Source organism: Streptomyces sp. AM 2-1-1 (assembly GCF_029167645.1).
Classification (GTDB): Bacteria; Actinomycetota; Actinomycetes; order Streptomycetales; family Streptomycetaceae; genus Streptomyces.
Window position 1 is genome coordinate 1,151,443 of the sequence record NZ_CP119147.1, and the last position, 21,421, is coordinate 1,172,863.

The window sequence follows — 21,421 nt, forward strand, 5'->3', positions numbered from 1 at the left end:
CCCCCCGAAGGCGTGCTCTTGTGCCGAATCCGCCGGAGACGGGCGGAAGTTCCGTCACGATGGCGTCCGAAAACGCCCTACGTGATCCGAGGAACCGCGCATGAGACTGACCGACATGTCGCTCGACTGGCTGCTTCCGGGCGCCGTGCTGCTCGTGGGAGTCATGGCGGCGGTGACGGTGGTCGCGCGCGGCAAGCGTGCCGCCGGCAAAGCCTCGTCCGACGACACCTGGGAACGCAGCGAGGACCGCCGCAGGCGCAAGGAAGCGCTCTACGCCACCGCCTCCTACCTCCTGCTGTTCTGCTGCGCGGCGGTCGCCGCCGCGCTCTCCTTCCACGGACTCGTCGGCTTCGGCCGGCAGAACCTCGGCCTCGGCGGAGGCTGGGAGTACCTCGTCCCCTTCGGTCTCGACGGCGCGGCCATGTTCTGCTCCGTGCTGGCCGTGCGCGAGGCGAGCCACGGAGACGCGGCGCTCGGGTCGCGGCTGCTGGTGTGGACGTTCGCCGGTGCGGCGGCCTGGTTCAACTGGGTCCACGCCCCGCGCGGTATCGACCACGCGGGTGCCCCGCAGTTCTTCGCGGGGATGTCGCTCTCGGCGGCGGTGCTCTTCGACCGTGCCCTGAAGCAGACCCGCAGGGCCGCCCTGCGCGAACAGGGCCTGGTGCCGCGGCCGTTGCCGCAGATCCGGATCGTCCGCTGGCTGCGCGCCCCCCATGAGACCTTCGACGCCTGGTCGCTGATGCTCCTCGAAGGGGTACGCACCCTGGACGAGGCCGTCGACGAGGTGCGCGAGGACCGCCGCGAGCAGGAGCAGGACCGTCTCCGCCGACGGGATCAGGAGAAGCTGGACCGGGCGCGCATCAAGGCGCTCAACCGGCAGAACCGCGTCTGGAGCAGGGGAAGGAGCGGTCGCCAGGTGGACGTGCCGGCCCTGCCTCCGGGGGCCGCGGCGGACCGGCCGGCGGTGGAGCCCGCGACCACGGAGCCGGGTCAGCTCCCCCTGAGGCCGAGGCCGTCGCTGCAGGCGGTCATCGGCGCACAGCGGACGGCGGGTGATGCGGGCCCCAAAGGGAGCACGCTGAGCGTCGACGGTGACCCCCTGACCGTCGACCTCACCGCCGAGGACGACACCCAGGCGCTCCCGCGGCTCGACTCCCTGGAGCGCAAACTCAAGGACCTGGAGCAGCAGTTCGGCTGACCGGACGGTTCGCGGGTGACTGCGGTGCTCCGCGCGGAGCCCTCGCTTCGGCCCGGGCCGGCCGGGCGGGTCGCGGCTCCGTGGGGCGTCCTACCCCTCCACCTCGAACCAGACCACCTTGCCGAGCGCCTGGGTCTCCACTCCCCAGGCGTTCGCGAGGCTCCGCACCAGGATGAGCCCCCTGCCGTGCGTACCGTCCTCGGCGTTCGGTACGTACGGCCGGGGCGACCCGGGCGCGAAATCCTTCACCTCCACCCGGAGGCGTGCCCCCGCGACGGTGGCGGTGACGGCCGCGCCGTTGCGGGTGTGGATCAGGGCGTTGGTCAGCAGCTCGCTCAGGAGCAGTTGCGCCGTCTCCACGGATTCCGCACCGACCCGGGGACGGAGGAAGTCCCGCAGATCGCGCCGGACCGCGCCGACCGCGGAGCTGTCCGTGTGTCCGAGCCGGCGGTACAGACGCGCGTCCCGGCCTTCTGCTCCGTCGCACGCCGGGCCCCCGCCGCCGCGGTGTCCGGTCCTGTCATGACGTTCCATCATGTCCCCCGCCCGCACGCCGAATCAGCCTCCCTCTGCCTCGATCCCCGATACGTTCCCCCGGGATGCATGCCCCCCGCACCGCGCGATCACGCTTGATCGCGCGGTGCGGTACCGCGAGCGGCACCGTTGGTTAACTTCCGGAAAATTCCGTGGAGTTGCCGTTGACGCCCAGGGATCTACGCGCGTCATCATAGGGCCCATGCGCATCCCCCCACGGGTCATCACACTCGGCGGCTCCGCCGCCCTCCTGTCCGCGCTCCTCGTCGGCGCCCCGGCGTCGGCGGCCGTCGCGGACCCCACCCCCACCTCAGCCGCGGCGTACGCCTCCTCCCCGGCGTACGCCGCACCCGCGCCGCTCTCCGCGGCGGTCGGCAGCATCTGCTCCTCCGACCTGCCGTCACAGGCGCACGACACGCTCGCCCTCATCGACGCCGGCGGGCCGTTCCCGTACTCGCAGGACGGCGTGGTCTTCCAGAACCGCGAGGGCGTCCTGCCGAGCCGGGCCTCCGGCTACTACCACGAGTACACGGTCATCACTCCGGGCTCGTCCACCCGGGGCGCGCGGCGGATCGTCACCGGTTCGGCGGTGGAGGACTTCTACACCGCCGATCACTACGTCACCTTCGATCTCGTCGACCACGGCTGCTGACGGATCGCTCCCACCCGGACACCCCGTGCCGGCCCGCGCCGCCGACCCCCACCGGCGGCGCGGGCCCCTTCCGGGCCCGGCTCAGGGCCGGGGCACGTTGCGCAGGTTGGAGCGGGCCATCTGGAGCATCCGGCCCACCCCGCCGTCGAGCACGATCTTCCCGGCGGAGAGTGCGAAGCCCGTCACCATGTCGGCGCTGATCTTCGGCGGGATGGACAGGGCGTTCGGATCGGTGACGATGTCCACCAGCGCCGGGCCCTTGTGCTTGAAGGCGTCCCGCAGGGCGCTTTCCAACTGCTTCGGCTTCTCCACCCGGACGCCGTAGGCGCCGGCCGCACGGGCCACGGCGGCGAAGTCCGGGTTCTTGTTCGCCGTGCCGAACGACGGGAGCCCCGCCACCAGCATCTCCAACTCCACCATGCCGAGCGAGGAGTTGTTGAACAGCACCACCTTGACCGGCAGGTCGTACTGGACGAGGGTGAGGAAGTCGCCCATCAGCATGGAGAATCCGCCGTCGCCGGACATCGAGACGACCTGACGGTGGCGGTCGGTGAACTGGGCCCCGATCGCCTGGGGCAGGGCATTGGCCATCGAGCCGTGGCTGAAGGAACCGATCACCCGCCGCTTGCCGTTGGGCGTCAGGTAACGCGCCGCCCAGACGTTGCACATCCCGGTGTCGACGGTGAACACCGCGTCGTCGTCGGCGATCTCGTCCAGCACCGACGCCACGTACTCCGGGTGGATCGGCACGTGCTTCTCGACCTTGCGGGTGTACGCCTTGACCACGCCCTCCAGCGCGTCGGCGTGCTTCTTCAGCATCCGGTCGAGGAACTTGCGGTCGCTCTTCGGCTTCACCCTCGGCGTGAGGCAGCGCAGCGTCTCCCGGACGTCGCCCCAGACCGCGAGGTCGAGCTTGGAGCGCCGTCCCAGCCGCTCCGGCCGGACGTCCACCTGGACGATCTTCACGTCGGTGGGCAGGAAGGCGTTGTACGGGAAGTCGGTGCCCAGCAGGATCAGCAGATCGCACTCGTTGGTCGCCTCGTACGCGGCGCCGTAGCCGAGCAGCCCGCTCATGCCGACGTCGTACGGATTGTCGTACTGGATCCACTCCTTGCCCCGCAGCGCGTGCCCGACCGGTGCCTTCACCTTCTCCGCGAACTCCATCACCTCGGCGTGCGCACCCGCCGTGCCGCTGCCGCAGAACAGTGTCACCCGTTTGGCCTCGTCGACCATCCGGCAGAGCGCGTCGATCTCCTCGTCGCCCGGGCGGACGGTGGGCCGCGAGGTGACGAGGGCGTGCTCGACGGACTTCTCGGGGGCGGGCTGGGAGGCGATGTCGCCGGGCATGGAGACGACGCTGACGCCGCCCCGGCCGATGGCGTGCTGGATCGCCGTCTGGAGGAGGCGGGGCATCTGCTGCGGGTTGGAGATCATCTCGTTGTAGTGGCTGCACTCCTGGAAGAGCAGTTCGGGATGGGTCTCCTGGAAGAAGCCGAGCCCGATCTCGCCGGAGGGGATGTGCGAGGCGAGGGCCAGCACCGGTGCCATGGAGCGGTGCGCGTCGTACAGACCGTTGATCAGGTGGAGGTTGCCGGGGCCGCAGGAGCCGGCGCAGGCCGCGAGGTCACCGGTGATCTGCGCTTCCGCGCCGGCCGCGAAGGCGGCCGTCTCCTCGTGCCGGACCTGGATCCACTCGATGCCCTTGTGGCGGCGGATGGCGTCGACGACGGGGTTCAGGCTGTCGCCGACGACGCCGTACATCCGCTTCACTCCCGCCCGTACGAGAATGTCGACGAACTGCTCCGACACGTTCTGCTTGGCCATGGGAATGTGCCCTCTCTGCCCGTGCTCCGTGCACGCTCGGCTGTCCGGACTCCGGAACCCGAAACTCCCGCGTCCGAGGGAATCGCGGCCGCCGGACGGTCTCCGGAATCCATCAACCCATGGCGGGCGGGGTTACGCCTCCCAGACCGCGGCCGCCGTACGGTCCTCGGCGTACCCCTCGATCTGCGGCTGGAGGTCCGCGAGGAACTCGGCCAGACCGGGCGGTCGCGCGGAGGACCAGCGGGCGGCGAGTTCCCCGGCGAGGGCCGGTTCCCCGCGCATCGGATCGGCGAACCCCGGGGAACAGAGCAGCAGGGTGTCGCCCGATCGGGCCACGGAGGCCCGGAACCTGAAGGGTTCGGAGGGCGGTGGCAGCGGGTCCTCGACGTACGGCCCCGCGGGCGTCACGATCTGCAGGTCCAGCGTCAGCCGGTCGTCCGCCCGCCCGGACCCGCCGGTTCCGGGATCACCGGTTCCGGGATCACCGGCTCCGGGGCCACCGGTGGCGTACGGCTCGCGCGGCGGCGAGCCGTAGCCGACGACCGGCTCACCGGTGGTCGCACCGCCCTCGGGAAGGGCGGGTTCGAGGTCCTGCCAGACGCCGTCGCGGAGCCGGAAGAGGCCTCCGGCGCCCACGCCGAAGAAGACACGGGTGCGGCACCGCGGATCGGCGGAGAGCAGCAGGCAGCGCAGCCCGACCGCGTGCTCCCGCGCATCCGGGCCCAGCTCGGCGGAGCGGGAGCGGAGTCTGCCGTACGTACGGTCGGTGAGCCGCTGCAGACCTGATTTCAGATCGCCCCGGCGTCCTGCCCTGATGTCCTCGGAGAGGCGCGCGTGGCTGCGGCCGACCGCACCGCCGATCCAGCGGCAGGCGTCCGCCGCCGTCAGGTGCGCCCCCTCGGCGGCGCGGACGCCCCGGGCGAGGGCGACCAGGACGAGGGCGCCCTCGCCGCTGCCGAATCGCGCGGTGAGCAGCGCGTCGCTGCGGGGTTCGCCGCGGAAGCGGGCCGCGTCGCCGCGTACGGAGGCGGTGCGGAGGGTGTACGTGCCGTACCGGGCACCGTCGAGGACGGTGTCGGGCACGAGTCCGTCGAGGTTGAGCGCGGTGGCGGCCGGCAGGGTGGCGGGCTCGGCCTCGTAGGCCGGTGAGCGGTCCCCGAGGTGGCCGGCCGGCGTGGGCCGGCGCCCCAGCGGATCGTCCGTGTCCTGGGACGCGGGGCCCCTGGCGTGCCGGCCGGTGCCCGGTTCGGGCGGACTCGGCTCCGGGGGCTGCGGGACGGGTACGGCGAAGGTGCGGGGCTCCTGCGGGCCGGCGGGGCTCTCCCAGGGCGCGGCGAACCGGACGACGCCGGGCGGCCTGGCGGGGCGCGGCCCGGACGGAGGTGGCGCCGACTGAGGCGGCACGGACGCGGGGTGCGGCTGCGGCTGCGGCTGCGGCGGACCGGACGCCGGTGGCTCCGGCACCGGGTGCGGGGGCATCGGGGGTGGGGACGTGGGGTGCGGGGGCACGGGTGGTTCGGGCAGCCGTGTTTCCGGCGCCGGGGGCCGGGGTGCGAGCGGCGGGGGACCGGGGGCCGGGGTGCGGGCGGCGGGGGGCCGGGGGCCGGGGGTCACCACACCGTGCCGGGCGTCGGTGATCACGGTGTCCTCGTGGCCTTGGTCCGCAGGGAGCGCGTCCTCGTGGCCGTGATCCGCGGGGAGCGCGTCCTCGTCGTCGTGCCCGGACACGGGTGCGGCGGTCGGGGGTGCGGCGGTCCGGAGGCCGGTGCGCGGGTCCGCCTCGGCGTCGGTGTCGGCGTCGTCCTCGTCGGGATCCGGCCCGGCCCCGTCGACGTACGGGTCGGCCTCGTACGCCGCTGTGCCCGGGGGCCCGTCGGCCTCGCCGGGTGCCGTCGGCGAGCCCACCGCGTCCGCGGCGGAGTCGAAGCGGTCGTCCAGGCTGTCCGGCGCGGCGGCTGGTCCGGTGTCGGGCGCTGCCCCTTCGTAGAGCTTGCGCCACCAGTCGTCCTCGTGGGCGGTGGGGTTCTGCTGACTCATGTCCCCAGTGTCCACCGGGAAGCGCGGCTCGAACCGTCTCCTGGGAGAAAACGTGTCGCCCCGGCCGGCGGCATGCGGGCGGACGGCACGGCTCCCCCGACGCGGTCCGCGCGGAACCCGGGAACGGCCTCGGCGGGGACCACCGTGGCCGGGGAGGCACGGGTACGTCCATGATGGGCCCGGCGGGTGCACGCCGTGGCAGCTTCTCGCCAGGGCGGGACCGGCCGGAGCAGAGGATGCGTGGTCCGCGACGCCCGGGGAGGGTCCGAGGAGAATGCTGAGTGCCATAGGTCTCGACGAAAGACAGGAAGCGGCCTACCGCGCCCTCGTCGCCCTGGGAGCCGCCGAACTCTCCCGCCTCGCCCATCGTCTGGGGCTGTCGGAGACGGAGACCGAGCGATCTCTGCGCCGGCTCGAACAACAGGGTCTCGCCGCCCAGTCGTCGGCCCGGTCCGACCGGTGGGTGGCGGCGCCGCCCGGTGTCGCTCTGGGAGCCCTGCTGATCCAACAACGCCATGAACTCGACCAGGCGGAGCTGGCGTCCGCGCTGCTGGCCGCCGAATACCGGGCGGAGGCGAGCGAACCGAGCGTGCACGACCTCGTGGAGGTGGTGACCGGGGCGAACGCGGTGGCCCAGCGCTTCCACCAGTTGCAGTTGGGCGCCGCCTTCGAGGTCTGCGCGCTGGTGACCGGAAAACCGATCGCGGTCAGCGGCATGGACAACGAGTCCGAGGAACGGGCTGCCTCCCGCGGCGTGGCGTTCCGCGTGGTCGTCGAGCGCGAGGTGCTGTCGCTGCCGCAGGGGATCCTGGAGTTGTCGGCCGCGCTGGGCAGGGACGAGCAGTGCCGGGTGGTGGAGCGGGTACCGACGAAGCTGATGGTCGCGGACAGGAGCCTGGCCATGGTGCCGTTGACCGGGCGCTCCGCGGAGCCGGCGGCGCTGGTCGTCCACGCGAGCGGGCTGCTGGAGTCGCTGATGGGGCTGTTCGAGGCCGTCTGGCGGGAGGCGATCCCGCTGCGGCTGGGCGAGCACGGGGGTCCGAAGGAGACCGGGAGCGGCCCCGACGCCACCGATCTGGAGATTCTCTCCCTGCTGCTCGCCGGCCTGACGGACGCGAGCGTCGCCAAGCAGCTGGAGTTGGGGCTGCGGACCGTGCAGCGCCGGGTGAAGGGGCTCATGGAGCTCACGGGGGTGTCGACCCGCCTCCAACTGGGCTGGCACGCCTACGAACGCGGCTGGGTGGCCCGGTCCCGGCCCTGACCGGCCCGCCCCCGCAAGGAGGAGTGCGCCTCCGGCCGGGCGAGCCTCATGTACTCCCCCTAGGCGACCCTGCCCGCGCCGGCGCCCCGGGCGCGAGGGCGTACGGCGTGAGGGATGCGTGGTCGGGCTGTGCGCTCGTCCGGTCCTCCCGGCGGGTCGTCACCTCAGTACGCGCGCCGGGGGCCGTGGATGCAGACATGAGCCGGGTCGTCCCACCGGGTGCGCGGGGCACGGGCGGTCGGCTTCGACCATGTCGAGTTCTTCGGATCCGGGCACGGGTTGTGCCGAAGCTCGACAAGTTCCACCGAGGACGATGCTGTGACCTGCGGTTCCACGGCGGCGAAGCAGGCGTGTTGACCTAGGACCAGCACTCTGCCTGTCACCGGCGGAGGCTGACGAGGTTGTTTTCACCGGGTACGCCGGCCTCCTCAAGCGGCATGATGACCCTCATGGCGCATACCCCCTCCCGCACCGTCGGGGGCTCCTCACTCTCCCTGTGGTCGAAGGACTCGTTCCTCTCCATCGGCTCCGTCGGGTCCGTGCTGTCCATCGGTTCGGTCGGCAGCGCGCTATCCGTCGGGTCCATCGGCTCTTCCCTGTCGGTCGGCTCGATCGGCTCTGCCATGTCCCTGGTTTCGCTGGGGTCTCTCCAGAGCACCGGAAGTGCGCTGTCCATCCAGGCACGGCGCTCCGTACTGGCCGTCGGCCCCTACCGCGTGGTCAGCTCGCGAGGCACGCTCGCACTGCTCGGATCGGGCGTACTCGCCCTTGCCGGCGCACTTGCCCTGCACACACGTATCAGGCGGTGACAGGGCCGACGCCATCGATCCCCCGGTGCCCTTGGTGCCAGCCATCGCGCTGCGGCTCACGGGTAATCCATGGTGACTGGGCGCTTCAGTTCGGCGGATGAGACTTTCAGCTCGCCGCTCGTGTACTCAGTGCTGCGAAAGCCTGAGCCCATTCCCTCCTACCTACGGCTTTTCTTCGAGTATGGCGTTGCTACCCCGTCGTGGCCGGGCGCGTCGAAGGATCCCTGCCTCGACAGTCCCACGGGTATCCCTGCGGCCCGGAAAGGCTCCCCCTCACTTCGGACACCAGCGACGAACTGACAGGACTCGCCGAGCTGTACCGGTCCGGGCTCGACCGGGATCATCCGGCGGGTCCTTCGCCACGGACCGGTGGGCAATGGGAATCGTTCCCGTGTGAGTCCAGAGCAGTTCTGGAGGCGGTGCGCCACGAGCTGGGTGGCGATCTGCCGGCAACGCCCGGTCCACCGTCCGACTTCCTCTGTTCGACAGGACAATCCTGACCCGAACGGGGAACCGGATGAAGGGCTTTCCAACCCCGGACAGATGTTGGCGCGTTCTTCCACCTTCTCGTTGATGACCTGGAGCTTCTCCGTGTCCCGCGAGGTGTGCATGCGGCCAACGGCCTGGGGAGGAATTGGAGAGTCCTTCTGATTCACTGAGGCACATGGGGATCGGGGTACTCATCACGCGGACGAGACGGTTGGCGGCCCACGAGGGGCGGTGGATGGCGAGCCTCGGGCTGTGGGTGGCTCGGCGCTCGCACGGGGTCGGGGACGGGGACATCGCTGTCGGGTATGCACGTGCTCAGGCGCCAACGGCCTATGGGCTGGTTTTCGTGTTCGTGATCGAGACGGTTGGGGTGTCCTTCATGCTCGCCCCGTATCCGGTCGCCCACCTGGTCATGCTGCTTGTGGACCTCTACACGGTGTTTCTGGTGCTGGGGCTGCACGCCGCCGCCGTCACACGTCCACACGTCGTGGGGCCGGGCGGGTTGCGGGTGCGGCGCGGTACGCGGCTTGATCTGCGGATACCGCTGCACCTGATCGCGTCCGCCCGTCACGATCTCCGGTTCCCGGACGCGAACAAGTCCGATGACGGCGTACTGGACGTGGCTGTCGCGTCGCAGACTTCGATCACTGTCGAGTTGGCCCAACCAGTCACCGCCGTGAGCCTGTGGGGACGACGCACGGAGGTTCGTACGATCCACTGCCACGCCGACGAACCGCAGACCGCCGTCGCAGCGATCAAAAAGCTGCTGCCCGGCGACAGCTGACCGGGGCACCTCTGTCACCGCGGGTCGGTCATACGGACTGCGGCGTGACACCAGAAGGGCCCGCACGAGTCAGGTGAGTTGTGAAGCTGACCTGGCCCGTGCCGCCTGCTCCCGGACGGGGCGGAGAACTCCTCCTCGCCCGCTGACCAACCACCAGCCGAACACCATCCCGGCTCAGAGCCCAGCTCCCGCAGGCGGGGCAAACACTGTGCGAGGCATTGCTCCACCCGCGCCGCGCGCACGTACCCAGCCTGTCACGGTGGGCCGCGCTCCAGCGGCACGCATGAGTCCACCGTCCGAAGGAAGCGCGCGGAAGTACGACCACAGGAGGAGCCCGGCCACCCCCACGGTCGCAAGGCCTCCCACATGGACGTGCCTCGGATTGCGACTTTGGCTGTACACGATGGCGACCCAGGAGCGATGTGGCAGCGCGTACCCCGCCCCGAGCATGGCCGGGTGACCGAGAACATCTTGGGACTGCACATGTCCCTTCTGGAAGTACTTCTACTGCTGGGTGCCGTCGCGCTGGTGGTGGTGCGCTGGCTTCCCCCTGCCGTCCGCCCACGCGTCACGATCACGGCGGGAGCAGTGTCCGTGCTGTCCGCGGTCGTTTTGAGCGTGGTGGGCATCCGCTGGCAACTGCTGCCCGTACTGGCAGGCACCGTCGTCGCGTTGCCATTCGCCCTCTCTCCGCTGCTGCGGCTCCGTACCGGCCGACCGGCGTGGCGGGCCCGGTGGTGGCTGGCCTTGCCCGGTTCGGTGGCCTGCGTCGGTCTGATCGCCACGGGTCCGGTGGCCGCCTGGGCCTTCCCCGTACCCGTGTTCCCCGAACCTTCAGGCCGTTTCGCAGTCGGCACCCGCGTGCTGCAGTGGACCGACCCACGCCGCCCCGAGACCTTCACCGCCGATCCGCACGACCGGCGCGAGGTCGTGGTCCAGCTCTGGTATCCCGCACGGAAGAGCCCCGCAGGCACGCAGCGGGCCCAGTATCTCGGACGCACTGAGCACGAGGCGCGCACCGTCTCCAACGCACTCGCCCGCACGGTCGGCCTGCCTGGCTTCCTGGTCGACGGCATCCCTCGTGCCCACACCCGTTCGGTCTTCGACGCCCCGGTGGCCGACGGGGGCGGACGCTTCCCGGTCGTGCTGTTCTCTCCGGGATCGGGCGGAGTGCGCACCCAGAACACCGCCTGGGCCGAGGAACTGGCCAGCCACGGCTATCTGGTCGCCGCCCTCGACCACCCGTACGACTCTGCCGCCGTCGTCCTCACCGGCGGCCGAACGATTCACACCAAGACCACCTCCACCGGCGACCGGGACAAGGACGACAAGCTGGCGGCCGCTTGGACGACTGTTCGGGGCGCCGACCTCAGTTTCGTCCTCACTCAGCTGGACCGTCTGGGCCGAGGTGAGATCGCCGGCCCGCTGACCGGACGCCTGGACACCGGCCGGGTCGCGGTCACCGGCCACTCCATGGGCGGTGCCGCCGCCCTGCAGGCAGCCCGGCAGGACCACCGGTTCGACGCCGTCATCGATCTGGACGGCTACCCCCACGGCCCCGCCTCCCCCGCCCTCCACCAGCCGACGCTCGCGCTCACCCAGGCCATCACCCCCGCGACCGACCCGCACTACATACCCCGCCTCACCCAGGCCCTCAAGCTCAACACAGCGACGAGCTACCGGCTCACCATCCCCGGCGCCACACACCTCACCTTCATGGACGGCCCCCTGTACCTGCCGCCCTTGTCCTCGGTGGTCGGCTCCCTGGGCCGCACCGAGAGCCCTCGGGTCGTCGCCGCAAGCACTCTCGCCTTCCTGGACACCACCCTGCGGGACAAGCCCGGTGACCTGGCCGGCGTCCTGTCGGCCTACGGTGACCTCAGCGTCCACCGCCCGAGCGACCACTGATCGGCCGGGCGGCGGCCGCCGATCTGTCGGCCGACAATGGCGCGCTCAAGCGGTCAGCACCCGCACCGCTGCGCCAGTAGTGGACCGGGTCGTAGCCCACCCCCGGCGGACCGCCCCCGAGGTAGAGGTCCCAGGCGTGCTGCCGGTCGGTGTCGGTCTCGACCCAATGGGAGGGCGTCGACGTGGACGGTGTTCCGGCGGGGGTTCCCGTACGAGCACGTCGTGTACGGGCTGTGGGCCAGGTGTGCCGGCTTGACCGGGGTCTTGTAGGCGGCCGGCCGGGCGGCCGTCGGCGATCTCCCGAACGGGGAGGAGGACTCTGGCGCGCGGTCGGTTCCTGCGGTCGACAGTGATCATCGTGGCGTACTCGATGTCGCGGACGTGGCTGAAGAAGGTGTCCTGGACGTGGGTGAACGTGTCGGTCCCGGTGGCGGCCACGACGGGTGCTCCTTCCCCTTGGGCGGGGTCACTCGGCGGTGGTGAGTTCGGGCGACAGCTCGCGCTCCGAGACCACCTGGCCCTTGCCCGACCGCACTCCGAAGGCGCTGACCAGCACCGCGCCCAGTGCCGCAGCGAGCGGTACCCACAGCGCGGCCTGGTATCCGTCAAGGCGTGCGGCCGCCGAATCCGACGCGGTGGCGGCGACGTCGACCGCGGCGGCCCCCGAGAGACCGAGTGCCGCGCCGAACTGGAACGCGGCGTAGAGGAGCCCGCCGGCCAGCCCCTGCTCCTCCTCCTCGACGCCCTCCGTCGCGACGATGGTCAGCGGACCGTACGTCAGGGCGAAGGCGATACCGAGCAGCAGCAGGCTCGGAAGCATCGTGAGGTAGGTCCAGTCGGCGCCGAGCGGCAGGAAGAGCGCGTACGAGAGGGAGGCAAGGACCAGGCCGCCGAAGATCAGGCGTGCGTTGCCGAGGCGGTCGACCAGCCTGGGGACGACCGTCGGCGAGAGGATCGCGTCGACACCGATGACGATCATCGCGAAGCTGGTCTCCAGGGTGGACCACCCGCGCAGCTCCTGGAGGTAGAGGACGACCAGGAACTGGAAGCCGAAGAAACCGGCGGCGAAGAGCAGACCGGCGATATTGGCCCGTACCAGGGGGGCGCTGCGGAAGATGCCGAGCCGGACCAGGGGGGCGGCGGCGCGGCGTTCGACGACGACGAACGCGGCGAGGGAAGCCAGGCCGGCGCCCAGCGTGACGACGGTCGGGACGAGCGAGGCGTGGCTCACCCGCTCCACACCCAGGACCAGGAGCAGGACGGCCGCGGTGATGGTCAGGCCGCCGGCCAGGTCGAGGCTCTGTCCGGTCCGGTCGGGCCGCGGCGACTTCGGTACGAAGGCCAGCGCACCGATCAGGATCAGCGCCGAGAGGACCACCGGCGCGAAGAACACCCATCGCCAGTCCACCGCGGCGAGGAGTCCGCCCACGACCAGGCCGATCGAGAACCCGCCGGCGGCCGTGCCGGAGTAGAAGAGCAGAGCCTTGTTACGGCGCGGACCCTCCGCGAAGCCGGTGGTGATGACGGAGAGCCCGGCCGGGGTCATGAAGGCCGCCGCGACACCGGTCACGAACCGGGCGGTGATCAGCTGCCAGCCCTCGGAGGCGAATCCCCCGAGCCCGGAGAAGACCAGGAACACCGAGAGCCAGAGAACGAACATCCGGCGCCGTCCGAAGAGGTCCGCCGCCCGGCCGCCGACCAGCATGAAGCCGCCGTAGCCGAGGACGTACGCGCTCATCACCCACTGCAGCATGCCGGTGGACAGTCCGAGATCCGCGCGGATGGCGGGCAACGCCACGTTCAGCATGGCGACGTCGATGCCTTCGAGGAAGATCGCGCCGCAGAGGACGAGCAGCACGCCCCATTCCCGGGCACTGAGCGCAGCGGCTGCCGTTCTGGACGTACTCATGGCAGGTCAACTCCTGGTGGGAGGCAGCGGGGGTAACAGGTGTGCCGTCTGCTGGGAGGGCGGCTCGTTCACCTTCGGCCGGCAGGCGCGGGCGGAACAACGGCCAATACCTGGACGTTCGTTCAGCAGGACTTACCGATCCGGCTCACCTGGGGGAACCTGTGGAACGCGACGAAGTCGAGTGCTTCCTCCTGCTCGCCGAAGAGCTGCATTTCGGGCGCACCGCCGACCGTATGCGGCTCTCCCGCGCCCGCGTCAGCCAGCTGATCCAGCGTCTCGAACGGCGTGTCGGAGCACCGCTGTTCATCCGCACCAGCCGCCGCGTCGCCATCTCGGCGATCGGCCGCCAACTGCGTGCCGACCTCGAACCGCTCCACCGTGCGATGGACGCCGCCCTGGCGCGCGCCGCCACCACCGCGCGCGGCATCGACACGACCCTGCACGTCGGATTCTCCAACCCGCTCGCCGGCGAGATCGTGATGAAGGTGACGGAGTCGCTGCGGATCAGCCATCCCGGCCTCGCGGTGGAGATCTGCGAGGTGCCGATGACCGATCCTTACGGGCGTCTGCGGGACGGTGATTTCGATGTCCAGCTCCAGGAGTTCCCGGTCCGGGAGGATGACCTGGGCGGCGGCCCGCCCCTCCTCACTGAGGAGCGTGTCCTCGCCGTACCGTCCGCGCATCCGCTTGCCGCCCGCGGCACTGTCTCCCTGGAAGATCTCGCCGACGTCCTCCTCCTCACCATCGAGGGCGAGCTGCCCGGCTACCGGCAGGAGCACCACGCCCCCACCCGCACCCCGAGCGGCAGGCCCATCATCCCCGGCCCCTCCGTTACCCAGATGCAGGAGGCCCTGATGCTGGTCGCGGGCGGCCGGGGCGCCCTCCTCACCGTCGCGCACACGGCGACCTACTTCGCGCGGCCCGGCGTCGCGTACGTCCCCGTCACCGACGCGGAGCCGACCGGCTACGGCCTCGTCTGGCGCGCCGGGAACACCACCGGCGCGCTGAAGGCCTTCGCGGACGCGGCCCGCGCGGCGGCACAGGAGATGGCGCAGCGGGACCCGCGGGCGGCCGCGCCGGTGTGAGCCGCGCGTGGACTTCCGCCATGCGGGGCTCGGACGTCCGGGACCGGGCCCGGAGCCACCGGCGCGCGGGTGACCGGCCCGTCCTCGCTCCGGCCCGTCCTCGCTCCGGGACCGGGCGGCGGGGCCCGGAGCCCCGGGGAGCGGTGTCTCCCTTCGTCTCCCCGCTGACGCGCGGGAACGCGGGGCCGCTGGCAGGCTGGGCTGATGAGTGAGTGGCAGCTCGTCGCCGTGGGCCTGGTGATGCTGCTCGGGCTGCTCGGGGTCCTGGTGCCCGGTGTACCGGGCCAGGCGATCGTCTGGGCCGCGGTGCTCTGGTGGGCGCTGACCGACGTGTCACCGCTCGCCTGGGGGGTGCTGATCGGGTCGACGGCGGTCCTGCTGCTCAACCAGGCTCTGAAACCGCTGCTGCCGCCCCGTCGGCCGAAGGAGTCGGGGGCGCCGCGCCGCACCCTGATCGTCGGCGGGCTGGCCGCCGTCGGAGGGTTCTTCGTCCTGCCGGTGGTGGGAGGAGCCCTCGGCTACGTCGGCGCTGTCTACGGCGTCGAGCGGCTGCGGCTGGGGTCCCGGAGCGCCGGATGGGCCTCGGTCAGGTCGGTGATGCGGGCGACCGGGTACGCGGTGCTGGTGGAGCTGTACGCGTGCCTGCTGGTGGCCGGGGCGTGGCTGGGCGCGGTCGTCCTGGGCTGACCCCTGACGGCCCGCGCCCCCGCGGCCGGAGGGACCGGTTCAGTCGCGGCGCCAGCCCTCCGCTTCCACCGTGTCGGTGTCCCCGGCGGCGAGCCGGTCGAAGAGCCGGAGCACGTCGTCGGTGGACGCCTGCTCGATGACGCCGGGGACGAGCCCGTCGTCCTCCACGTTCTCCCAGATCAGCAGCCCTCCCGCATAGGCGGTGAGGGACCAGCCTGACTCATGGGTGAGCGAGACGTCCGGGTTCTCCCGGTGGGTCTCGCCGAGGGCCGCCACCGCCGCCCGGACGGCGTCGGCATCGGGCTCCTCGACCGGAGTGCCCGTGATGTCGTACATGAAATAGGTCATGCCCCTCATTAGCTCATCAGGCCCGTCGGGCCGGGGCACCGGCCCGACGGGCGTGACGGGTCGTCTCTCCGCCGTGTCCAGCCCTTCCCGCCCGCCGAGCCGACGCGAAGAACCGGACACGGACTACCTGACGCGGCCCCGCTTGGCCTCCATGGCGGCCCGGCCCTCCGCTCCCCTGCGCTTCCACTCGCGGGTCATTTCGGTACGGACGCGGGCGTCGGTCTTGGCGGCGATCCGCTGGTTCTCGCGCAGCAGCTTGCGGTAGCTGTCGAGCCGCCGCACGGAGAGGCTCCCGTCCTCGACGGCCGCGATCACCGCGCAGCCGGGCTCACCGGCGTGGGCGCAGTCGTGGAAGCGGCACTCTCCGGCGAGTGCCTCGATCTCCGAGAAGACCTGCTCCACCCCCGTCTCCGCGTCCCAGAGCCCGACCCCGCGCAGTCCGGGGGTGTCGATGAGTACGCCTCCGTTCGGCAGCACCAGGAGGTTGCGGGTCGTGGTGGTGTGGCGGCCCTTCCCGTCCACGTCCCGGGCGGCCTTCACCGCCATCACCTCGTCGCCGAGGAGGGTGTTGGCGAGGGTGGACTTGCCCGCGCCGGAGATGCCGAGCAGCACGCTCGTACCGCTGGAGACGAGGGCGGTGAACACGTCGACGCCCTCGCCGGTGTGCGAGCTGACCGCGATGACCTGCGCGCCGGGGGCGACGGCCGCGACGTCCTCGGTGAGGTGCGCCAGCGTCGCCGCGTCGGGCACCAGGTCCGCCTTGGTCAGCACGACCACGGCCGCGGGCTGCTCCCGGCCGCCCTCCGAGCCGCCCAGCAGGGCGTCGCCGCCGGAGCTGGAGAGGGCGAGCGCGAGGAAGCGTTCGAGCCTCCCCAGGTCGAGTTCGACCGCGAGGGAGACGCAGATGACGATGTGGTCGATGTTGGTGGCGAGCACCTGCCCCTCGGAGCGTTGCGAGGAGGTCGACCGGACGAAGGCCGTGCGCCGGGGCAGCAGCGTACGGACGAACCGCGGGTCGCCGTCGGGGTCGACGGCCACCCAGTCGCCGGTGCAGATGATCCGCATCGGGTCGCGCGGGACCACGAAGGCGGTGTCCGCCCGCAGGGTGCCGGAAGGGGTGATCACGTCGCACCGGCCCCGGTCCACCCGCACCACACGGCCGGGCAGGAGTCCCTGCGCGGCGTACGGGGCGAAGGCGGTGGCCCAGGCGTCGTCCCAGCCGTAGGGCGTGAGCGGGTGCGAGAGGGCCGGGAGGCCGGAGTGAGCGGTGGGGAACGAGGAAGACAAGGGGAGACCCTTCGGAGGGTGGCCCCGGCAGCGCGCGTACGGCGCGGAGAAGGTGAAGGTCAGCCGGTGGCCACGGAGAAGTGGAGAACAGTGCTCGTCCGATTGCGGGCAGCGCCCGTCGCAGCGACAGTCATCAATGTCCTCACCTCCTGCTTCCTCACCGACTCGGTGTCCCCCGCGGTGCCGCACGGGAACGGTTCCCACCCTAGCCAGCCACCCCCCGCTTCCGTCAACGGAATTACCGGCCGCCGACGCGCGGGCCCTCCCCGGGCCGTCCGCTTCACCCGCTCCGGGCTTCCGCCCGCACCACCACACGTACCCGTGCGGCGAACTTAACCGAGATGTCCCTCGTTCAGGTGATAAGCATGCATGGCACCCGGTCCGCCACGGTTAGGGTGCCGAGCATGACCTCACCGCAGACGTCCACCCACCCATACTCACCCGCCCAGTTGGGCACCCAGATCGTGATCGGCTGGAGCGGCGAAAATCCCGAGAGCGGACGGGACGCCGCCTTCCTCCTGACCTACTCCCTCGGGGACGGACAGGACGGCCCCCACGCCGGGGAGGCCGCCATGCGGACCGCCCTCGAACGAGCGGGCCTCCAGGTCGGCGGCGGCGTCGCGAACGCGGCCGAGCAGCCGGGACTCCAGGTCAAGCTCCTCGTCCAGGCCGGCCAGGCGGTCCTGACGCTCCCCCACTTCACGGCGCAGTATCCCGCCCCCGCGGAGTGGCTGGCCGCCGCCCGGGACCAGGCCCAGGTGTACTGCATGTTCGCGACCCGCCCCTGGCCCGAGGCGGTACCGGGCCGGCCGGTGACCGAGGACCAGCTGCGCGCGTTCGCCGCCAGCCCCGACACCGTCGCCACGGCGGCCCACTGCCTCATGCCGGTGCGCTCCCTCGGCTGACCCGGCCCCGGACGGACATGACGATGCCCACCACCCCCCGTGGGGTGGTGGGCATCGTCGTGGGCGGTGCCTCACCGGCGGGCGCGGGCGGCGGCGGAGAGGGTCCCGCCGGCCGCCCGGCCGCGCGCGGGTCAGTTGTTGGCGACGCCGTTGCCCGAGAGGACCGGGATGTCGTCCAGGACGTGCGACAGCGGCTCGTCGCCCTTCGCCTGGGTGGAGTTGTCCGCGCACTGCTGGTTCTGCGGGTTGGACAGGACGTTGACGTCCTGGACCGTGATCGGGACGAGCCCGATCAGCGAGCCGACGTTGGCCTTGACCGGCACGCCGAGGCACAGCTTGTTCAGGGTGCCCTGGATGAGCTGGTTCTGAGGGCTGAAGGCGCCGGCGGTCTCGCTGTTGCCGAACTCCGACTCGGCACCGTTCCCGTTGACCGTCGTGGTGCCTCCGTCGTTGCCGATCGCCATGGCCATGGGGGCCGCACCGACGGACAGACCGATCAGGGACACAGCCATCGCCGCGCCGGTCATCATCTTCTTCATCACGCTTCACCTTTCGGAGCGTTCCGTTGTGGAACGTATTGATCAACCCCCTGCGACGGATTCGGTTGCGCAGTACCACTCAAATGGGTTCGATCTGGCGTGAAATAGACGCCATCGGCCTACCTTCCGGGGGCTTTGCGGTGATTTCGCGCCGCTGGAATGCGGTGGGCAGAGGCCGCATGGAAGGGTGCGGCAGGTTGGGGGACCCGGTGTGCCGCCTGCCATTCGGCGAACAGCCGGTCGTAGATGGGGGTGTCACTCTCCGCGGGTCCCTGCCCGTGCGGCGGATTCTGACTGTCGTACTGGTCCATGGAAGAGCCCTACCCGCGCCCGCCCGGCGCCCGGCCGGCGCTGCGGCATCCGGCCCAACCGCCCTGCCGGGACGGCCCCTCGGGCCGGACGTCCGGCCTTTCCCCGGGCTCCTGGGCCCCGGCGGCCCGGTCACCGCCGCTCGGGCGCGGCCGGTCGGGTGCCGACTCCCCGGGGCGAAAGGCCCGGGCGCCGCGCCCGGGCACGGCGAAAGGCCCGCCCCGCCGCACGGCCGAAGGATCGGTCGTGCGGAGGAGCAGGCCCCGCGCGTGGTCGAGCACCGGTGACGAGCCGGATGCGGGAGGTGCCCTGAGGGCGTCATCTCCGCACCCGCACGAGTCAGTTGTTGCCGGCGCCGTTGCCCGAGAGGATCGGGATGTTGTCGAGGATGTGCGACAGCGCCTCGTCACCCTTCGCCTGGGTGGAGTTCTCGGTGCACTGCTGGTTCTGCGGCGAGGACAGCACGTTGATGTCCTGGACCGTGATCGGGACGAGCCCGATGAGCGAACCGAGGTTGGCCTTCGCCGGCAGCGCGATGCAGGGCTTGTTCAGCGAACCCTGGATGAGCGCGAACTGCGGGCTCCAGTCGCCGTGGGTGGCGGAGTTGCCGTAGGACTGCATGGCACCGTTGCCGTTGACGGACGTGGTGCCGCCGTCGTTGCCGATGGCCATGGCGGACGGCGCGAAGGCGGCGGAGACGCCGACGACGGAGGCCGCGACCGCGGCGGAAGCCATAATCTTCTTGAACATGGAAATGCCCTTCGTGAAATGTCTACGTGTCCGCCTGTCCGGAGCGACCTGATCAACTCTCGGGTGCGGGATTGGTTGCGCCGGTTCACTCAAATGGTGTTCCGGCATGAGAAGTCGGTGCCGTCGTCGCCGGTGCCCGCGTGACGCGATGGCCCGCGCGTACTCCCGGTCCCAGGCCCGCGGAATGGGAAGCCGGCCTTCCGGGAGAACGGTGCCGCGCGGAGTACGAGGGCTCAGCCGCCGAGCGAGAGGCCGCCCAGCAGGGGCGTCGCGCCCTTGGCGGCGCTCTTGGCCTCACCCGCGAGCTTGCCGACGGTGCCGTCCTTCTTCATCGTCTCCGTCGCGCCGTCCACCGTGCCACCGACCGCGTCGACCACCTGCGGAGCGTTGTCCATGACCTGGTTCAGACCGGTGTCGAGACTGAAGACGGGGGCCGTGGTGGCCTCCGCGACGGCGAACGCGGGGGCGGCCGTTCCGAGGGCGGCCACCGAGCCGGCGAGAAGAGCGGCGGTCTTCGCGAACTTCACTTTCTGCTTCCCTTCCGGAGCGGCAGCCTTGTCGGCCGCACATGGCAGCCGCACCCACGCCTTCTTTGGCTGCGGTTCCTGCCGCTCGTACCGGAACAACGAGCCCGGATCGGCCCGGAAACTGTGTGCGGAGCGAATTTTCCGCACCCGGATCCCGCTTTTCCCGGCGATGCCGGAGTCCGTCCCCCGCCGATTCCGCCGGGCGTTCTCGGGCATGCTCCGAAAAAGACGACGGCCCCGGTTCACCGAGGTGATCCGGGGCCGGTCATGGGTGAGCCGAGGGCTGTCCGGCCGTGCGCGGCGCCATCAGTGCGCGGCGCCCGATACGGTGCGTCGCGCGGCGGGGGCACGCCCACCCGCGCGACCCAGGGGGACGTGCCGGCGACGCGAGGAGGTGTCGTCGCCGTCGCCGTGCATCCGCCACGCGCCGCGGCGCAGGCCCTGGGCTCTCACCCGGTCCTTTGTCAGGCGTTGACGCAGGTGTTGCCGAAGGCGGGGTTCAGCAGGCCGATCACGCTGATCGTGTTGCCGCAGATGTTCAGCGGGATGTGCACCGGCACCTGGATGACGTTCCCGGAGAGAACGCCCGGGGAACCGGCGGCCACGCCCTCGGCGCCGGCGTCGGCCATGGCGGGAGCGGCGGCGCCCAGCGCCATCAGGGTTCCGGCGGCGATTGCGGCGACCTTGGTGTACTTCATTTTCATCCCTTTCTCGCGGCGGAGTCCGAGGCGGTCACGTATTTCGTGCCGCACGAGCGTTCTGTCGATCGCCCGTGACTCCGGCGCTTTCCTTCGTAACGAGGAGCGGCCGGAATCGAAACTCTCTCAGAGAGATTTTCTGGAAATCCGTCCGCGCGGTGCGATGATCCGACGACCACCCACGCCGTGACAGGCACACGGAAGGGGACAGGTCGCCGCGCACTGCCGAGGAACGGCAGCGGACGGGCCCGGTCCGACGAGGAGGAGGGCCGTCGGCCCGGGCCCTCACGAGGGCGCGAGGATCAGTTGTTGCCGGCGCCGTTGCCGGAAAGGATCGGGATGTCGTCCAGGATGTGCGACAGCGCCTCGTCGCCCTTCGCCTGGGTGGAGTTCTCGGTGCACTGCTGGTTCTGCGGCGAGGACAGGACGTTGATGTCCTGGACCGAGATCGGAATGAGGCCGATGAGCGAACCGACGTTGGCCTTGAGCGGCAGACCGACGCAGGGCTTGTTGAGCGAGCCCTGGACGAGACCGAACTGCGGGCTCCAGTCGCCACGCGTCTCGGCGTTGCCGAACGACTGCGAGGCGCCGTTGCCGTTGACCGAGGTGGTGCCGCCGTCGTTGCCGATGGCCATGGCCTGCGTGGCCCCGAGACCGAGGATGGAAGCGGCAACGGCACCCGTTGCCAGAACCTTCTTGATCACGATTAACCCTTCTCGTACTCGTTGCCCCGTACAGGAGCGCACTGATCAACTCGGCGTTCGCGGTTTGGTTCTCCGCGTTCACCCGATTGCCGCGCACTCCTCTGCGCCACGTGGGGAAACGCCAGGGCCATCCCCCCGTCCGAGTGGGCTCCCGAGCGCGTGTACGAGCACGGGTAG

Annotated in this window: 20 protein-coding genes; 9 read left to right on the top strand and 11 right to left on the bottom strand. The window is 71.2% G+C overall.

Annotated elements, in window-relative coordinates:
• Nucleotides 1-100: 100 nt before the first annotated feature.
• Complete coding sequence (locus PZB77_RS04905) at nt 101-1,198, top strand: DUF2637 domain-containing protein (protein WP_275491299.1); 1,098 nt, start codon at nt 101-103, stop codon at nt 1,196-1,198.
• A gap of 90 nt (nt 1,199-1,288) precedes the next feature.
• Here the strand turns inward: PZB77_RS04905 and PZB77_RS04910 are convergent, their stop codons facing one another.
• Nucleotides 1,289-1,654, bottom strand: coding sequence for an ATP-binding protein (locus PZB77_RS04910; RefSeq protein ID WP_275495921.1), 366 nt, complete (start codon nt 1,652-1,654; stop codon nt 1,289-1,291).
• A gap of 280 nt (nt 1,655-1,934) precedes the next feature.
• Between PZB77_RS04910 and PZB77_RS04915 the strand changes: the two genes are divergently transcribed.
• On the top strand, nt 1,935-2,384 hold the full coding sequence (locus PZB77_RS04915; RefSeq protein WP_275491300.1) for a ribonuclease domain-containing protein: 450 nt from the start codon (nt 1,935-1,937) through the stop codon (nt 2,382-2,384).
• Between the two features lie 81 nt (nt 2,385-2,465).
• Here the strand turns inward: PZB77_RS04915 and PZB77_RS04920 are convergent, their stop codons facing one another.
• Both PZB77_RS04920 and PZB77_RS04925 read right to left on the bottom strand, forming a co-directional pair.
• The gene (locus tag PZB77_RS04920) at nt 2,466-4,208 is read right to left on the bottom strand and encodes a pyruvate dehydrogenase (protein WP_275491301.1); all 1,743 of its coding nucleotides are present in this window, start codon (nt 4,206-4,208) and stop codon (nt 2,466-2,468) included.
• 132 nt (nt 4,209-4,340) lie between these two features.
• Nucleotides 4,341-6,245, bottom strand: coding sequence for a protein phosphatase 2C domain-containing protein (locus tag PZB77_RS04925; protein WP_275491302.1), 1,905 nt, complete (start codon nt 6,243-6,245; stop codon nt 4,341-4,343).
• Nucleotides 6,246-6,519: 274 nt separating this feature from the next.
• On the opposite strand from PZB77_RS04925, the gene PZB77_RS04930 reads away from it, so the two are divergent.
• From PZB77_RS04930 to PZB77_RS04945, 4 genes are all read left to right on the top strand, one after another.
• On the top strand, nt 6,520-7,506 hold the full coding sequence (locus PZB77_RS04930) for a helix-turn-helix domain-containing protein (protein ID WP_275491303.1): 987 nt from the start codon (nt 6,520-6,522) through the stop codon (nt 7,504-7,506).
• A 449-nt stretch (nt 7,507-7,955) separates the two neighbouring features.
• Nucleotides 7,956-8,315, top strand: a complete 360-nt coding sequence (locus PZB77_RS04935) for a hypothetical protein (protein ID WP_275491304.1) — start codon at nt 7,956-7,958, stop codon at nt 8,313-8,315.
• An 835-nt stretch (nt 8,316-9,150) separates the two neighbouring features.
• Nucleotides 9,151-9,588 (top strand): hypothetical protein, encoded by a 438-nt coding sequence (locus PZB77_RS04940; protein ID WP_275491305.1) that lies wholly within the window; start codon nt 9,151-9,153, stop codon nt 9,586-9,588.
• A 420-nt stretch (nt 9,589-10,008) separates the two neighbouring features.
• The gene (locus tag PZB77_RS04945; protein WP_275491306.1) at nt 10,009-11,496 is read left to right on the top strand and encodes a dienelactone hydrolase family protein; all 1,488 of its coding nucleotides are present in this window, start codon (nt 10,009-10,011) and stop codon (nt 11,494-11,496) included.
• A 466-nt stretch (nt 11,497-11,962) separates the two neighbouring features.
• Here the strand turns inward: PZB77_RS04945 and PZB77_RS04950 are convergent, their stop codons facing one another.
• The gene (locus PZB77_RS04950; RefSeq protein WP_275491307.1) at nt 11,963-13,405 is read right to left on the bottom strand and encodes an MFS transporter; all 1,443 of its coding nucleotides are present in this window, start codon (nt 13,403-13,405) and stop codon (nt 11,963-11,965) included.
• A gap of 161 nt (nt 13,406-13,566) precedes the next feature.
• Here PZB77_RS04950 and PZB77_RS04955 point away from each other — a divergent pair, with 161 nt between their 5' ends.
• Nucleotides 13,567-14,490 carry a LysR family transcriptional regulator gene (locus PZB77_RS04955; RefSeq protein WP_275491308.1) on the top strand — a complete coding sequence of 308 codons (924 nt, stop codon included), beginning with the start codon at nt 13,567-13,569 and terminating at the stop codon, nt 14,488-14,490.
• Between the two features lie 204 nt (nt 14,491-14,694).
• On the top strand, nt 14,695-15,177 hold the full coding sequence (locus PZB77_RS04960) for a DUF456 domain-containing protein (RefSeq protein ID WP_275491309.1): 483 nt from the start codon (nt 14,695-14,697) through the stop codon (nt 15,175-15,177).
• Nucleotides 15,178-15,216: 39 nt separating this feature from the next.
• Here the strand turns inward: PZB77_RS04960 and PZB77_RS04965 are convergent, their stop codons facing one another.
• Nucleotides 15,217-15,525, bottom strand: coding sequence for a hypothetical protein (locus PZB77_RS04965; RefSeq protein ID WP_275491310.1), 309 nt, complete (start codon nt 15,523-15,525; stop codon nt 15,217-15,219).
• A 123-nt stretch (nt 15,526-15,648) separates the two neighbouring features.
• Entirely contained in the window at nt 15,649-16,812 is a 1,164-nt protein-coding gene (gene rsgA, locus PZB77_RS04970) for a ribosome small subunit-dependent GTPase A (protein ID WP_275491311.1), read from the bottom strand.
• A 404-nt stretch (nt 16,813-17,216) separates the two neighbouring features.
• Here rsgA and PZB77_RS04975 point away from each other — a divergent pair, with 404 nt between their 5' ends.
• Entirely contained in the window at nt 17,217-17,717 is a 501-nt protein-coding gene (locus tag PZB77_RS04975; RefSeq protein WP_275491312.1) for a DUF5949 family protein, read from the top strand.
• A 131-nt stretch (nt 17,718-17,848) separates the two neighbouring features.
• Here the strand turns inward: PZB77_RS04975 and PZB77_RS04980 are convergent, their stop codons facing one another.
• The 5 genes from PZB77_RS04980 to PZB77_RS05000 form a co-directional block, all read right to left on the bottom strand.
• Nucleotides 17,849-18,256, bottom strand: coding sequence for a rodlin (locus PZB77_RS04980; RefSeq protein WP_275491313.1), 408 nt, complete (start codon nt 18,254-18,256; stop codon nt 17,849-17,851).
• Between the two features lie 648 nt (nt 18,257-18,904).
• Entirely contained in the window at nt 18,905-19,315 is a 411-nt protein-coding gene (locus tag PZB77_RS04985) for a rodlin (RefSeq protein WP_275491314.1), read from the bottom strand.
• A gap of 233 nt (nt 19,316-19,548) precedes the next feature.
• Nucleotides 19,549-19,842 carry a hypothetical protein gene (locus PZB77_RS04990; RefSeq protein ID WP_275491315.1) on the bottom strand — a complete coding sequence of 98 codons (294 nt, stop codon included), beginning with the start codon at nt 19,840-19,842 and terminating at the stop codon, nt 19,549-19,551.
• 464 nt (nt 19,843-20,306) lie between these two features.
• Nucleotides 20,307-20,540, bottom strand: a complete 234-nt coding sequence (locus PZB77_RS04995; protein WP_275491316.1) for a chaplin — start codon at nt 20,538-20,540, stop codon at nt 20,307-20,309.
• A 302-nt stretch (nt 20,541-20,842) separates the two neighbouring features.
• On the bottom strand, nt 20,843-21,244 hold the full coding sequence (locus PZB77_RS05000) for a rodlin (protein ID WP_275491317.1): 402 nt from the start codon (nt 21,242-21,244) through the stop codon (nt 20,843-20,845).
• Nucleotides 21,245-21,421 lie beyond the last annotated feature (177 nt).